This window comes from Streptomyces pyxinae (assembly GCF_024756275.1).
Classification (GTDB): domain Bacteria; phylum Actinomycetota; class Actinomycetes; order Streptomycetales; family Streptomycetaceae; genus Streptomyces; species Streptomyces pyxinae.
Window position 1 is genome coordinate 144,766 of the sequence record NZ_JANUGQ010000013.1, and the last position, 15,249, is coordinate 160,014.

Sequence of the window (15,249 nt, forward strand, 5' to 3'; positions counted from 1 at the left end):
CGGCCCGGCGGGATCGGCCGGGCACCCACGGCCCGGACGCCGGGCGGACGCGCACCGCCCGGTGGCGGGCCGGGTGCCCACGGCCCGGGTGCCGGTCAGCCGGTCCGGCGGCGGCGCAGGGCGCGGGTGCCGGCCAGGGCGCCGGCCGCGAGGGCGAGCGCGCCGCCGACCGCGAGCGGCGTACCGGCCGGAGTGCCGGCCGGGGAGGAGCCGGCCGCGTCCGCCGCCCGCGCCGCCGGCGCGGTCCGGTCCGCCGGGGCAGGGGCCGGGACGGTGCCGGCCGCCGGGGCGCCGTAGCCGCCGGCCAGGCCCCGCTTCGCGTAGGCCGAGCCGGGAGCCTTGTCCCCGTACGCGCTCCGCACCCGGTCCCGGTAGGCGGCGAGGCTGGTACCCCGGGCGCCGACCGCCCGGGCCGCGTCCTCGTCCAGCGGCAGGACCCTGGTCCCCTTCTGGACGTACCAGGCGTCGATCTGCGGCTCCCGGAAGACGGTGCCACCGGGCAGCGCGCGGGCGCCCTGGCGGGCGTACCGGGTCTCGTCGTCGCCGGTGGCGATGTTCACCACCCGCCAGGAGGTGCCCTGGCGCACGGTCCACACGGACGCCTTCCGGCCGTCCCCGGCGACGGCGGTGGCGGCGTGGAACTCGACCCGGGCCACCGGGGCGTCCGCCCGGCCGGCCACGAAGTCGGGCGACAGCACGTACACCGGTACGGCGGTCCCCTCGATCCGGGGCGCGGCGACCGCCCCGGCCGGCGCGGCGGCCTTCGCTCCGGACGGAGCCCCGGACGGCGTTCCGGACCGGCCCGCCTGGGCGAAGAAGCGGGCGAGGGTGTCCAGGGTGCCGGGCGCCGAGGCGGCCCGGTCCGGGGTGGTCGCGGCGGGCCCGGGGGCACCGGCGGCGAGGGCGGTGGGGGCGGCCCCGGTGAGCAGGGCGGTGGTGAGCGCGGCGGTGGCCGCGAGGCGTCGTACGGTCATCGCGCTCATGCCCCGATCCGGTAGAGGGAGTGGGTCCAGGAGAAGGAGTTGTTGCCGACGTACCAGTCGTGGGACGCCCAGTTGTAGCGGTCGCTGGAGGGCCAGGGGTCACCCCAGTACACGAGGCTGTTGGCGTCGTCGTAGCCGTAGATCACGTGCATGTGGCCGCCGCCGCTCGACCACTGGATACGGGTCTCGACGGGCCGGCCCGCGTTGATCTCGCTCTGCACGGTGGCGTACCGCAGCCAGCCGGTCACATAGGAGCCGCTGTTGATCCCGGCCCAGCGCAGGCCGTTCTGGACATTGCCGAGGGTGGCCTGGTCGTTGGGGCACTCGGTGCCCTGCTGGCGGTTGAAGGCGGCGTTGCAGAACTGGTTCTGCGAGTAGTTCCGGCCGAACCAGGTGGCGATGGTGTTGCCGCCGGCCGCCCAGCACCAGTTGTTCTTCTGCTGGGACTGCATGGTGATGTCCAGCCGCTTCTGGGCGAGCGCGGCGCGGGCGCCGGGGGCGGACGCGGCGACGGCGGCGGTCGGCGCCGTCACCAGCGTCGCGGCGAGCAGCGCGATCAGGGCGAGGGACCGGCGGACCCGGCGCGGGGAACGCCGGAGGCCGGTGGGGGCGGGACTGGGGGTGCCGCCCGGGGCTGCGGCGGCGGGGAGGTGCGGGGGCTTGCTTCGGTTGCGCATCGTGTTCCTCCGGCTGGGGATGTGGGGAGGGAGGATCACGTCCGGACGCTGATCGGAGCATCGGCCGTTGTCGGGAACAGGTCAACAAGGGTTGAATGCGGGGTGACACCGGGGTGTGAACGCGCCGACCGCCCTGTGAACGCCCCGGGCCGCCCCATCAGCTCCGTCCCACCCGGACGCGCGGGCCGGCCCCACCCCGTCGTGAACGTTCACCGAGGAACCCCCATGGGACACACCGAGGCCGATCTGGCCCAGATCCTGCACACCGGCCCCTTCCATCTGGCACTGCGGGCCGCCCTGGAAGTACGCGGACTGCCGCTCCAGCGGGTCCGGCACCATCTGGCGCACCGGGGCATCCAGGTGGGGGTGACCAGCCTGTCCTACTGGCAGCAGGGCCTGCGGCGCCCGCAGCGGCCGGAGTCCCTCCGGGCGGTACGGGCCCTGGAAGAGCTGCTCCGGGTGCCGGACGGCTCGCTGCTGCGGCTGCTCACCGGGCCGGACGCCTCCGGCGGGCGCGGCGATACGGGCCGGGCCGCCGACGGGCGGGGCGGTGCGGGGCGCGGTGCGCCCGGGCGGGGCGGGCCCGGGGGCGGGGGTTCCGGGGAGGTGGTGGGCGAGCGGTTCGCCTCCCGGCCGTACCGGGCGCTGCTGGAGCCCTCGGGCGCGGTGGAGGAACTGATCGCCTCGCTGGAGTCGCCGGCCGACGGCGGAGTGCACACGGTCGGCCACCACGAGCGGGTGCGGATCGGTCCCGGCCGGGAGCTGGTGGGCCGGGACTCGCAGCACCTGGTGCGCGCGCACCGGGACGGCGTGGACCGCTATCTCGCCGTCCACCACGGGGACCCGGGGTGCGAGGCGGCGCGGGTGGAGGTGTGGGCGGGCGAGAACTGCCGGGTGGGGCGGGTCCGGCGGCACGGCGCCACCGGGGTGGTCGTCGCCGAGCTGCTCTTCGACGCCCGGCTGCGGGCGGGCGAGACCTGCTTCTTCGGTTACGGCTTCACGGACGGGACCGGCGGCCCGAGCGGCGAGTACGCCCGGGGGTTCCGGTTCGCGGGCGGGCAGTACGTGCTTCAGGTCCGGTTCGATCCGGCGGCCCTGCCGGTACGGTGCCGGCGGTTCGCCCAGACCACGGCGGGCGCGCCCCGGACCGGCCGGACGGAGCTCACGCTCAGCGGCCAGCACCGCACGGTGCATGTCGTGGAGCAGGGGGTGCGGCCGGGACTGCTGGGCATCGACTGGGACTGGGAGTGAGACCGGGGCGACGGCCGCCACACAGGACCGCTCCGGGGCGGCGGCGCGGTACGGGGCATCCGGGGCCACGGCCGCCCTACGGGGCCGCTCCGGCGGCAACCGGCAGTCCGGCCGGACGGGACCGCTCCGGGGCCACAGCCGCGGTACGGGACCGCTCCGGGGCTACTTGTCCGGGCCCGCGACCAGCTTGCCGGCGACCACCTTCACCGGGACCTTGGGCAGCGGCACGCTCGCCGGGCCCTGGAGCACCAGGCCCGTCGTCACGTCGAAACGGCTGCCGTGGCAGGCGCAGTCGCCCTCCGTCCCGTCGACCTTGGCCAGCACACAGCCCGCGTGGGTGCACTGGGCGCTGAACGCCCGGTACTGCCCCTCGGCCGGGCGGCTGACCACCAGGCGCTGCTCCCGGTAGAGCTTGGCGCCGCCGACCGGCACCGCGTCCGCCGCGCCGAGGTCCACGGGCGCGGTCGGCGTGGGCTGCCTGGCGTGGCCGAGCTTGGACTCGGTGGAGCAGGCGGCGGCGCCGGCTCCGGCGGCCCCGGCGAGGGCGGCGCCTTTCAGCACGGTACGGCGGGCGGCGGACTGGCCGGACATGAGGACTCCATGGAGCAGCACGGACATCGGTGACGGAACCGCCGATACCGCCGGTGCCGTCCGTGCCGACGATACCGAGCCGGACCGGCGGCCCCGCGCCGGGTCTCCCCCTGGGCTCCGCCGCCCGGCCGACCCGGGGCCGCCGGAGCCGATGGGTATCCGGCGGCGCCCCGGCCGCCGTCCCCTCGGGAGCGGACGGCGGCCGGGGCCGGCGGACGGGCCCGCGAAGCCGGAGCCGGTCAGGCCCCGCGGGCCCGGGCGGCCGTGGTCGCCCACCCGGCTCCGGGCCGGGCGGGCGGGGTCAGGCCTTGCGAGCCCGGGCGGCCGCCTTGGCCGGCTTCTTGGCCGCCGCCTTGGCCGTGACGGCCTTGGCGGCCGTCTTGGTGGTGGTCGCCTTGGTCGCGGCCGTCTTGCGGGCCGGGCGCTTGCGGGCCGCGGGCACGGCGGCGTCGCTGACCCGGTCGGCGCCCAGGATGTCCCGCAGGAACTTGCCGGTGTGACTGGCCGGGACGCCGGCCACCTCCTCGGGGGTGCCCTCGGCGACCACCAGGCCACCGCCGCTGCCGCCCTCGGGGCCCATGTCCACGACCCAGTCGGCGGTCTTGATGACATCGAGGTTGTGCTCGATGACGATCACCGAGTTGCCCTTGTCCACCAGGTTGGACAGCACCTTGATCAGCTTGGCGATGTCCTCGAAGTGGAGACCGGTCGTGGGCTCGTCCAGGACGTAGACCGTGCGGCCGGTCGAGCGCTTCTGGAGCTCGGCCGCGAGCTTCACCCGCTGCGCCTCACCGCCGGAGAGCGTCGGCGCGGGCTGCCCGAGGCGGACATAGCCGAGGCCCACCTCGTTGAGCGTCTTGAGGTGCCGGGAGATGGTGGGCACCGCCTCGAAGAAGTCCAGCGCCTCCTCGATCGGCATGTCCAGCACCTCGGCGATGGACTTGCCCTTGTAGTGGACGTCCAGGGTCTCCCGGTTGTAGCGGGCACCGTGGCAGACCTCGCACGGGACGTAGACGTCCGGCAGGAAGTTCATCTCGATCTTGATGGTGCCGTCGCCCGAGCAGTTCTCGCAGCGGCCGCCCTTGACGTTGAAGGAGAAACGGCCCGGCAGATAGCCCCGGACCTTCGCCTCGGTGGTCTCCGCGAAGAGCCGGCGGACATGGTCGAAGACGCCGGTGTACGTCGCCGGGTTGGAGCGGGGCGTCCGGCCGATGGGCGACTGGTCGACGTGCACGACCTTGTCGACCAGGTCGTCCCCGTCCACCCGGGTGTGGCGCCCGGGCACCGACTTGGCGCCGTTCAGCTCGCGGGCCAGGTGGGTGTAGAGGATGTCGTTGACCAGGGTGGACTTGCCGGAGCCGGAGACCCCGGTGACGGCGGTGAACAGCCCGAGCGGGAAGGAGACGTCGATGTCCCGCAGGTTGTTCTCCCGGGCGCCGTGGACGGTGAGCTGCCGGGCCGGGTCCATCGGGCGACGGGCGTCCGGGACCGGGATGGCCCGCTTGCCCGCGAGGTAGAGCCCGGTCATCGACTCCTTGTTGGCCAGCAGCTCCTTCAACGGACCGGAGTGGACGACCTTGCCGCCGTGCTCGCCCGCGCCGGGGCCGATGTCCACCACCCAGTCAGCCACCTTGATGGTGTCCTCGTCGTGCTCCACCACGATCAGGGTGTTGCCCATGTCGCGGAGGCGGACCAGCGTCTCGATGAGCCGGTGGTTGTCCCGCTGGTGGAGGCCGATGGACGGCTCGTCCAGCACGTAGAGCACGCCGACCAGACCGGAGCCGATCTGGGTGGCGAGCCGGATGCGCTGGGCCTCGCCGCCGGAGAGGGTGCCGGCCGCGCGGTTGAGCGAGAGGTAGTCCAGGCCCACGTCGACCAGGAAGCGGAGCCGCTCGTTGACCTCCTTGAGCACCCGCTCGGCGATCTTCTTGTCCCGGGCGCTGAGCCGCAGCTCGCCCAGGAAGTCGGCGCAGTCGCTGATCGACAGCGCGGCGACCTCGGCGATGGACTTCCCCATCACCGTGACCGCGAGGACGATCGGCTTGAGGCGGGTGCCCTCACAGGTCGGGCAGGGCACCTCGCGCATATAGCCCTCGAAGCGCTCCCGGCTGGAGTCGCTCTCCGCCTCGCTGTGCCGCCGCTTGACGAACTGGACGGCGCCCTCGAAGGCGGGCGTGGTGTACGCGCGCTCCCGGCCGTACCGGTTGCGGTAGCGGACCTCGACCTGGGTCTTGTGCCCGTACAGCAGGGCCTTCCTGGCCCGCTGCGGCAGTCCGGCCCAGGGGATGTCGGTACGGAAGCCGAGGGCGTCGGAGAGGCCCCCGATGAGCCGGCCGAAGTACTCCTTGGTGTGGCCGTGCGACCAGGGGTGGATGGCGCCCTCGTCGAGCGAGCGCTCCTCGTCGGGGACGACCAGTTCGGGGTCGACCTCCATCCGGGTGCCGATGCCGGTGCAGTCCGGGCAGGCGCCGAAGGGCGAGTTGAACGAGAACGAGCGGGGCTCCAGCTCCTCGAACGACAGATCGTCGTACGGGCAGTACAGGTGCTCCGAGTACATCCGCTCGCGCTCCGGGTCGTCCTCCGGGAGGTCCACGAAGTCGAGCACCACCATGCCGCCGGAGAGCCCGAGCGCGGTCTCCACCGAGTCGGTCAGCCGGCGCTTGGCGCTGTCCTTGACCGTGAGGCGGTCCACGACCACCTCGATGGTGTGCTTCTCCTGCTTCTTGAGCGTGGGCGGCTCGGTGAGCTGGACGGTACTGCCGTCCACCCGGGCACGGCTGTAGCCCTTGGTCTGGAGGTCGGCGAAGAGATCGACGAACTCGCCCTTGCGCTCCCGCACCAGCGGCGAGAGCACCTGGAACCGGCTGCCCTCGGGCAGCTCCAGCACCTTGTCCACGATGGCCTGCGGAGACTGCCGGGAGATGGGCCGGGAGCACTCGGGGCAGTGCGGCTTGCCGATCCGGGCGAAAAGCAGCCGCAGGTAGTCGTAGACCTCGGTGATGGTGCCGACGGTGGAGCGCGGGTTGCGCGAGGTGGACTTCTGGTCGATGGAGACGGCCGGGGAGAGGCCCTCGATGAAGTCCACGTCCGGCTTGTCCATCTGGCCGAGGAACTGCCGGGCGTAGGAGGAGAGCGACTCGACGTAGCGGCGCTGCCCCTCGGCGAAGATCGTGTCGAACGCGAGGGACGACTTGCCCGACCCCGAGAGCCCGGTGAAGACGATGAGCGAGTCACGCGGGAGGTCGAGCGAGACGTTCTTGAGGTTGTGCTCGCGCGCGCCACGGACGATGAGACGGTCGGCCACGCCGGTCCGCACCTTTCTTGAGAAAGCTGGTCCTGAGAAAGCTGGTCTGGAGAGAGCTGGTCCTGAAGAGCTGGTCTGGGGGAAAGCGGGTCTGGAGGAGCGTCGGGGCGAGCGGTCGGAGCGCGGGTCTCCGAAGAGGAGCCGGGGCGCCGCCCCGCTCCGGGCCGCGCGGGTCCGGACCGGACAGCTCCGGGAGGGCCGCCGGCGCGATGGATGTCTGACTACCCACTATGCCTCGCCCGAGCCTATAGCACGTGCATTCGATTTACGGCACTCTCCGGCCACCTTCACCCGATCGAGTGGCGGCGCTAGGGTCACCGCATGATCGATCACGAGCGTGACCTGGCCTCCGTACAGGAGGCGACGGAGCGACTGCTCAGCGCAGTCGCCCGACTCGACGACGCCGCGCTGGGCCGGCCGTCACGGCTGCCCGGCTGGACCCGCGGTCATCTCCTCGCCCATGTCGCCCGCAACGCCGACGCGCTGGTGAACGTCCTGGCGGGCCGGCCCATGTACATCAGCGCGGAGGCCCGGGACGCCGACATCGAGCGCGACGCCCGGCGCCCGCTCGACGAGCAGCTGGCCGACCTCCGGGAGAGCGCCGACCGGGTCCGGCGGGCGGGCGAGGCCCCGGCGGACTGGGAGCGCACGGTGGAGCTCCGCAACGGGGTCACCGACCGGGCCGCCCGGCTGCCCTTCCGCCGCCTGGTCGAGGTCGAGATCCACCATGTCGATCTGGACGTCGGCTACGAGCTGGAGGACCTGCCCGCCGCCTTCACCGAGCGGGAGATCTCCTTCCTCGCGGACCGCTTCTCGGGCAACCCCGCGGTCGCGCCCGCCCGGCTGCTCGCGACCGGCGGCGGAGGCGGCGCCGGGGAGTGGCGGACCGGCGGCGACCAGGGCGCCCCGGTGACGGTCTCGGGCCCGGCCGCGGAGCTCGTCGGCTGGCTGGCGGGGCGCCGCGACGGGTCGGGGCTGGAGGTGACGGGCGGCCCGCTCCCCTCCCTGCCCCCGCTATAGGCTGGCCGTATGACCTACAGCGGAGTGGTGAGGGCCGGGGGACCGGCGGATGTGCACGAGCTGAGCGAGCTGATGATCTCCAAGGTCTCGGTGGGACCGATGGACAACAACGCCTATCTGCTCCGCTGCCGGACCACCGGTGAGCAGCTGCTGATCGACGCGGCGAACGAGCCGGACACCCTGCTGCGCCTCATCGGTGACGACGGGATCGCCTCCGTCGTCACCACTCACCGCCACGGCGACCACTGGCAGGCCCTGGCCGAGGTGGTGGCGGCGACGGGCGCCCGGACGTATGCCGGGCAGTACGACGCCGAGGGCATCGACGTCCCCACGGACGTGCCGGTCGCGGACGGGGACACCGTCCGGGTCGGCCGGGTCGCCCTGACCGCCCGCCGGCTGGTCGGCCACACGCCCGGTTCGATCGCGCTGATCTACGACGACCCGCACGGCCACCCCCATGTCTTCACCGGCGACTGCCTCTTCCCGGGCGGGGTCGGCAACACCTGGAAGGACGCCGCGGCCTTCGCCAGCCTGATCGGGGACGTCGAGACCAAGCTCTTCGACGCGCTCCCGGACGAGACCTGGGTCTACCCCGGCCACGGCAAGGACACCACGCTCGGGCAGGAGCGGCCGCACCTCGCGGAGTGGCGCGAGCGCGGCTGGTAGCCGCACCCGCGCCCGGCCCCGGCGGCACCTCCGGCCCCCGGCTCTCCGGCTCTCCGGCTCTCCGCAGGGATGAGTCCGGCCCGGAGGCGTACCGGCCCCGGAGGCCGACCGGCTCCGGCGGGGAGCCGGGGCCGGTGGGGAGCCGGGGCCGGTGGGGAGCCGGGGCCGGTGGGGAGCCGGGGCCGGTGGGTGGGCGGTCAGGCGCTCACGCTGTCCTTGCCGGCGTCCCTGCCGGTCTCGCCCTCGCGGTCCCGCTCCGCCGCCCCCGGTACGCCCCCGGCGGCCTCGCGCCGGGCCTGCCTCCGGGAGGCCATCAGACTGGTGATCGTGGTGACGACCAGCACACCGCAGATGACCGACAAGGAGAACGGGATCGTGATCTCGGGGACATGCACCCCGGACTCGTGCAGGGCGTGCAGCACCAGCTTTACCCCGATGAAGCCCAGGATCACCGACAGCCCGTAGCTGAGGTGCACCAGTTTCTTCAGCAGCCCGCCGATCAGGAAGTACAGCTGCCGCAGGCCCATCAGCGCGAAGGCGTTGGCCGTGAACACGATGTACGGGTCCTGGGTCAGCCCGAAGATGGCGGGAATCGAGTCCAGCGCGAAGAGCACGTCGGTGGTGCCGATGGCGAGCATGACGACCATCAGCGGCGTCAGCACCCGCTTGCCGTTGTTCCGGATGAAGAGCTTGGTGCCGTGGTACTTGTCCGCGACCCCGAAGCGCCGCTCGACGGACTTCAGGAGCCGGTTCTCCTCGAACTCCTCGTCCTCCTCGCCGGAGCGGGCCTCCTGGACGAGCTTCCAGGCGGTGTAGATCAGGAAGGCGCCGAAGAGGTAGAACACCCAGGAGAAGCTGGCGATGATCGTGGCACCGGCGGCGATGAATATCGCGCGCAGCACCAGGGCGATCAGCACACCGACGAGCAGCACCCGCTGCTGGAGGTGGGAGGGCACCGAGAACTTCGCCATGATCAGGACGAAGACGAAGAGATTGTCGACGCTGAGCGACTTCTCGGTGATGAATCCGGCGAAGAACTCGCCGGACGCCTGGCTCTCGCCGAAGGAGAGCAGGCCGAGCCCGAAGGCCCCGGCGAGGGCGATCCAGACGACGGTCCAGATTCCGGCTTCCTTGACCGACACGTCATGGGGCTTGCGCCCGATGAAGAAGTCGACCGCGATCAGGGCGGAGAGACCGAGGATGGTCACCGCCCAGAGGTTCATCGATACGTCCACTGCGCCTCCGGCGTCGTACGGCTACTGATCAGCGTCGTCGCTGCCGGAGGTCTCCTCCACCCGTGAACATGGCGGCGCCGGGCGCCGGTTCGGCTCATGGGCCGGCGCCCCGGAACTGGTCTCGGTCCGACCGTCCGTACTGACGGGAACGCCGCAGGCGGGAGTACTCCCCTCCGCTGCGAGCAACCGTACCGGAAGACCAAGAGAAGGTAAAGAGAAAAGTAAAGGGAGTACCAAGAGTGCAGTTCAGGCCGGTTCCGCGGGGGGAGCCGGGAAGGGCCGGCGCCGGCCGGCGGCCGCCAGGGCGAGTGCCCGGCGGAGCACCGCGCCGCCGGCCGGCGGCAGGGCCGGCTGGAACGTCCAGGCGTGCTGCACCCAGGGGTCGGCGAGATGGTCGTCGGGGGCCGGGGTGATCCGCAGCAGCGAGCGCCACAGCGGGTCAAGCACCGGGCCGTACCCCCGGGCGTCGGCCCGGTCGGCCACCAGCACCAGATACACCCCGGCCTCCGGGCCCTCCTCGGCCAGATACCGGAGCCAGGTGACGGCACGGTCGTCGAAGCCGTGCGGGAAGTCATGGACGATCAGCAGTTGTTCGGCGGTGTCCAGATCCGGCGGCAGCGCGTCGGTCGCGCCGCCCGACACCGCCATCCGCACCAGCTCGACCCGCCGGACCAGCCGGCCCAGCACCGCCGCCACTCCCCCGGCACCGGCCCCCGGCGGCCCGGCGAGGACACCGGCCCCGGTCAGCGGGGCGAGGGCGGCCGCACCGGCCCCGGCCGCGTCGACGGCGTGCACGGTGAAGGTGCCCGCCGGATGCGTGGCGAGCAGCCGCGCGGCGACGGCCACCGCGGTGTCCAGGGCGGCCCGCCGCGTCTGGTCGGCGTCCAGCAGGGCGGCGATGCCGGAGGCGGAACGACCCGCGTCCACCCAGAGGCCGCGTTCCAGCGGCAGCCGGACCAGCATCGGGATCCGCAGGTCGGGCCGCTCCGGCAGATGCAGGTCCCCCAGCCGCACCGCGAGCGGGGCCTGCCCGGGCAGCCGGTGGCCGTCCCAGACCGGGCTCTCCCAGGCGGCGAGCGCGGCGGGCAGGGCGGGTTCGACCACCGCCGCCTCGGCCAGCAGCTGGGCCACGTCCCGGTCGTACGCCTCGCGCGCCCGGCCGGTCAGCTCGTCATGGCGGTCCCGGGCCGCCGCGCGGGCGGCGTCGGCGGCGGGCCCGGTGCGTCCGCGCGGATCGGAGAGCACCCGGTCCAGCTCCTGTTCCCGCCGGGACTCCGCGAACTCGACGGCGCTCCGGTACGCGGCGGTGCTCCTGGCCAGGTCCTCGAACATCCCCCAGACCTGGTTGTGGAGGCGCTCCTCCAGGGTCCAGCCGGTGGCGTCCCCGGCGACCGGCGCGGCGGGGCCCCCGGCGTCCCCGGACGGCACCGGCCCGGGTGCCGGCGCGGCGGGTACGGCACCACGGCGGCCGGGGTGGGTGTAGTCGACCCGCCCGACGGGGGCCGGGGGCCCGGCGGGGTCCTCCTGGAGGGGCGCACCGGGACCCGGGCCGGCCGGGTGGCCGGATGGGACGGGCGGCGCGGCCTCGGCACCGGGGCCGGCCGGGCTCCGGCCGTCCGTGCCGGTCGCCGCCCCGGCAGCGGCGCCCACGCTCACGGCGGGACCCCCGGCCGGCGGGACGAGGGGCGCGGCGGCCAGGACGGCGAAGGCCAGGGCGGCGGCTCCGGTGAGCCCCTGGTCGGCGAAGAGCGCGGGCAGGCCGCCGGCGTACCCCTGGCCGACGGCACGGAGCTTCCAGCCGCCCTGGCGCCGGTAGAACTCCAGCGCCACGACGGCCGACTCGGCGCCGAGACCGGCGAGGGCGTACCGGGCGACGAGAGCGCCGTCCGGACCGGTGACGGCGGCGGAGGAGGCCCGCACGGCCCCGAACCCGGCCGGGCCGCCGGGGAGCAGGGCGAGCACCACCGCGACCCGGTGCACCGTCTCCGGGAGCACTGCCAGGTCCACGGCGAACCGGGGGCCGGGAGCGGCGGCGGACGGGCCGGAGAGCTCCACGCCGGGCAGCGCAGGCGCGCCGGGGTGGAGCACCGACGCGGCGTCCCCGACGGCGCCCCGCTCGTCGCCCAGCGTGGCCACGGCCACCACCGGCGCCGCCGCCGTCAGGCCGACCGCCAGCCGGCTGTGCGGCAGCGCGAGGTTCTGTCCCCGGACCAGCTCGACCGTCATTCCCGCCCCCTGTGTCGCACCGCGTCGCACCGCGTCGCACCGTTTCGAACCGCCCGTGGCGTCGGCGCCGCCCGTGGCATCCCCGTGGCGTCGGCAGCGGCACCGCCTGCGACATCGGTGCCGCGCGCGGCTCCGCCGTGCGGCCCGGCGGGCGGCGGCTTCCGGTGGTCCGCCGGCCGGGTGACGCCCACCGGTGGTGGCCCGTCACCCCGTGAGCCGCCCGGGCGTGCCGTACGGTTCTCGTGTCGCCTCACCACGCGTCCTGCGCGCGTCGCCCGCCGAACCATCGCGCGGACGTCGTGCGGACCTCTCGCGCGGTGAGCTGCCGGACATGTCGTACGACCGGCCGGGCCGCCCCTGGCGCACCCGGCGCGGCCGGTGTCACAGATGCGGCAGGATCGCCGGCATCAGGTCCTGGAACGTCCGGCCGTTGGCCGGGTTGCCGAGGGCGGTCATCTGCCAGCCCGCGCCCGAGCGGTGCACCTTCGCCATGATCTGCGCGGTGTACTGCCCGCCGCCGTCCAGCGTGTAGCGGGCGAGCTCCTGGCCATTGGTCTCGTCCACCAGCCGGCAGAAGGCGTTCTGCACTTCCTGGAAGGTCTGGCCGGTGAAGGAGTTCACCGTGAACACGATCTGGTCGACGTGGACCGGGACGCGCTGGAGGTCGACCAGGATCGCCTCGTCGTCGCCGCCCTGCCCGGCGCCGCCCACCAGGTTGTCGCCGGTGTGCCGGACCGAGCCGTCGTCGCTCACCAGGTGCCGGAAGAACACCACGTCCACCGGCTGCTTCTCGGCGAAGAGCACGGCCGAGGCGTCGAGGTCGATCTCCCGGGTGCGCGAACCGAACAGGCCCCGGCGCTTGGCCGCCTGCCAGCCCAGGCCCATCCGCACCGCCGACAGCGCGCCCCCGCCCTGCTTCTCCAGGCTGATGGCCTGGCCCTTGCTCAGGTTGACCGACACCCGCTACCCCTCTCCTTGCGTTTCCCCCCGCGACCGTCCGCGAGCGCGGTTCCCGTCACCCTACGCAGGGGCGCCGGAGCCCGAGCAGGCCCGGTGTCCTTTTGTGTCGTTGTTGCAACACACCGGGCCGAGTCGGGTCGTGCCCGGGACGACGAACGGTCAGGCGATGCCCGCTTCCTTCATCTGCCGCAGCTCCTTCTTGAGTTCGCCCACCTCGTCACGGAGCCGCGCGGCCACCTCGAACTGCAGCTCGGCCGCGGCGGCCCGCATCCGGTCGGTCATCTCCTCGATGATCCCGGCCAGTTCGGCGGCCGGGCGGTCGCTGGTCACGGCGCCCCGGCCGGCGGCCTTCTTGCCGTTCTTGCCGCTCTTGGCGGCCGCCGCCGGGGTGTGGGCGGCGAGCGTGGGCACCGGGGTCTTCGCCGGCTTGCCGTCCTTGCCGCTCTTCGTCTGCCGGTAGCCGGTGCCGAGCAGTTGCTCGGTGTCGACCTCCTCGCGGGCGATGGTGGCCACGATGTCGTTGATCTTCTTGCGGAGCGGCTGCGGATCGATGCCGTTGGCCTGGTTGTAGGCGATCTGCTTCTCGCGGCGGCGGTTGGTCTCCTCGATGGCCTGCGCCATGGCCGGGGTGATCGTGTCCGCGTACATGTGGACCTGGCCCGAGACGTTCCGCGCGGCGCGGCCGATGGTCTGGATCAGTGAGGTGCCCGACCGCAGGAAGCCCTGCTTGTCGGCGTCGAGGATGGCCACCAGGGACACCTCGGGGAGGTCGAGCCCCTCGCGGAGCAGGTTGATGCCGACCAGCACGTCGTACTCGCCGGCCCGCAGCTCGCGCAGCAGCTCGATCCGGCGCAGGGTGTCCACGTCACTGTGCAGATAGCGGACCTGGATGCCCAGCTCCACGAAGTAGTCCGTGAGGTCCTCGGCCATCTTCTTGGTGAGCGTGGTGACGAGGACCCGCTCGTCCCGCTCGGTGCGCAGCCGGATCTCGTGCACCAGGTCGTCGATCTGGCCCTCGGTGGACTTCACGACCACCTCGGGGTCGACCAGCCCGGTGGGCCGGATGATCTGCTCCACGAAGCCGTCGGAGCGGGACAGCTCGTACTGCCCGGGGGTGGCCGACAGATAGACGGTCTGGCCGATCCGCTGCTGGAACTCCTCCCACTTCAGCGGCCGGTTGTCCAGCGCCGACGGCAGCCGGAAGCCGTGGTCCACCAGGGTCCGCTTGCGGGAGGCGTCACCCTCGTACATCGCGCCGATCTGGGGAACGGTGACATGCGACTCGTCGATGACCAGGAGGAAGTCCTCCGGGAAGTAGTCGAGCAGGGTGTTCGGCGCGGAACCGGGCTCCCGCTGGTCGAAGTGCATCGAGTAGTTCTCGATGCCGGAGCACGAGCCGATCTGGCGCATCATCTCGATGTCGTAGGTGGTGCGCATGCGCAGCCGCTGGGCCTCCAGCAGCTTGCCCTGCTTCTCCAGCTCCGCGAGGCGCACCTCCAGCTCCCGCTCGATGCCGTTGACCGCCCGCTCCATCCGCTCGGGCCCCGCCACGTAGTGGCTGGCCGGGAAGACGTAGAGCGACCGGTCGTCGCTGATGACCTCGCCGGTGAGCGGGTGAAGGGTGGAGAGCGCCTCGATCTCGTCGCCGAACATCTCGATCCGGACGGCCAGCTCCTCGTAGACCGGGAAGATCTCGATGGTGTCCCCGCGCACCCGGAAGGTGCCCCGGCTAAAGGCCAGGTCGTTGCGGGTGTACTGGATGTCCACGAAGCGGCGCAGCAGCTCGTCGCGGTCGAACTCGTCCCCGACCTTGAGCGGGACCATCCGGTCCACGTACTCCTGGGGCGTACCCAGGCCGTAGATGCAGGAGACCGAGGCGACCACCACGACGTCCCGCCGGGTGAGCAGCGAGTTGGTCGCGGAGTGCCGCAGCCGCTCGACCTCCTCGTTGATCGAGGAGTCCTTCTCGATATAGGTGTCCGACTGGGGGACGTACGCCTCGGGCTGGTAGTAGTCGTAGTACGAGACGAAGTACTCGACCGCGTTGTTCGGCAGCAGCTCGCGGAACTCGTTGGCCAGCTGGGCGGCGAGCGTCTTGTTGGGCGCCATCACCAGGGTGGGCCGCTGGAGCTTCTCGATCATCCACGCGGTGGTGGCGGACTTGCCGGTTCCGGTGGCGCCGAGCAGCACGACGTCCTTCTCGCCGGCGCGCACGCGCTTGTCCAGCTCCGCGATGGCCGCGGGCTGGTCGCCGCTGGGCTGGTAGGGACTGACGACCTCGAAGGGCGCCACCGAGCGTTCGATCTGTGAAACGGGCCGCATGAACCCAACGGTAC

At 73.2% G+C, this 15,249-nt stretch carries 11 protein-coding genes; 3 read left to right on the forward strand and 8 right to left on the reverse strand.

Translation table 11 applies throughout. From position 1 onward, the window contains the following. Positions 1-95: 95 nt before the first annotated feature. Complete coding sequence (locus NX801_RS17110; RefSeq protein WP_258788598.1) at positions 96-983, reverse strand: hypothetical protein; 888 nt, start codon at positions 981-983, stop codon at positions 96-98. Then, the gene (locus NX801_RS17115; protein ID WP_258788599.1) at positions 980-1,660 is read right to left on the reverse strand and encodes a papain-like cysteine protease family protein; all 681 of its coding nucleotides are present in this window, start codon (positions 1,658-1,660) and stop codon (positions 980-982) included. The genes NX801_RS17110 and NX801_RS17115 overlap by 4 nt, the downstream gene beginning before the upstream one ends. A gap of 225 nt (positions 1,661-1,885) precedes the next feature. Between NX801_RS17115 and NX801_RS17120 the strand changes: the two genes are divergently transcribed. Beyond that, positions 1,886-2,911, forward strand: a complete 1,026-nt coding sequence (locus NX801_RS17120) for a hypothetical protein (RefSeq protein WP_258788600.1) — start codon at positions 1,886-1,888, stop codon at positions 2,909-2,911. 162 nt (positions 2,912-3,073) lie between these two features. On the opposite strand, the gene NX801_RS17125 is transcribed toward NX801_RS17120, so the two are convergent. Continuing rightward, positions 3,074-3,502, reverse strand: coding sequence for a Rieske (2Fe-2S) protein (locus NX801_RS17125; RefSeq protein ID WP_258788601.1), 429 nt, complete (start codon positions 3,500-3,502; stop codon positions 3,074-3,076). Between the two features lie 301 nt (positions 3,503-3,803). Further along, positions 3,804-6,806: an excinuclease ABC subunit UvrA gene (gene uvrA, locus NX801_RS17130; RefSeq protein ID WP_258788602.1), complete on the reverse strand. Its 3,003-nt coding sequence runs from the start codon at positions 6,804-6,806 to the stop codon at positions 3,804-3,806. A gap of 321 nt (positions 6,807-7,127) precedes the next feature. On the opposite strand from uvrA, the gene NX801_RS17135 reads away from it, so the two are divergent. Next, the gene (locus NX801_RS17135) at positions 7,128-7,826 is read left to right on the forward strand and encodes a maleylpyruvate isomerase family mycothiol-dependent enzyme (protein WP_258788603.1); all 699 of its coding nucleotides are present in this window, start codon (positions 7,128-7,130) and stop codon (positions 7,824-7,826) included. 9 nt (positions 7,827-7,835) lie between these two features. Further along, positions 7,836-8,492 (forward strand): MBL fold metallo-hydrolase, encoded by a 657-nt coding sequence (locus tag NX801_RS17140; protein WP_258788604.1) that lies wholly within the window; start codon positions 7,836-7,838, stop codon positions 8,490-8,492. A 197-nt stretch (positions 8,493-8,689) separates the two neighbouring features. Here the strand turns inward: NX801_RS17140 and NX801_RS17145 are convergent, their stop codons facing one another. From NX801_RS17145 to uvrB, 4 genes are all read right to left on the reverse strand, one after another. After that, a complete protein-coding gene (locus tag NX801_RS17145; protein ID WP_258788605.1) occupies positions 8,690-9,727 on the reverse strand; it encodes a TerC family protein in 1,038 nt (345 codons plus the stop codon). Between the two features lie 246 nt (positions 9,728-9,973). After that, positions 9,974-11,953, reverse strand: coding sequence for a TerD family protein (locus tag NX801_RS17150; protein ID WP_258788606.1), 1,980 nt, complete (start codon positions 11,951-11,953; stop codon positions 9,974-9,976). Positions 11,954-12,334: 381 nt separating this feature from the next. Further along, positions 12,335-12,913 carry a TerD family protein gene (locus tag NX801_RS17155; protein WP_258788607.1) on the reverse strand — a complete coding sequence of 193 codons (579 nt, stop codon included), beginning with the start codon at positions 12,911-12,913 and terminating at the stop codon, positions 12,335-12,337. A gap of 159 nt (positions 12,914-13,072) precedes the next feature. Beyond that, positions 13,073-15,235: an excinuclease ABC subunit UvrB gene (gene uvrB / locus NX801_RS17160; protein WP_258788608.1), complete on the reverse strand. Its 2,163-nt coding sequence runs from the start codon at positions 15,233-15,235 to the stop codon at positions 13,073-13,075. Between the last annotated feature and the right edge of the window lie 14 nt (positions 15,236-15,249).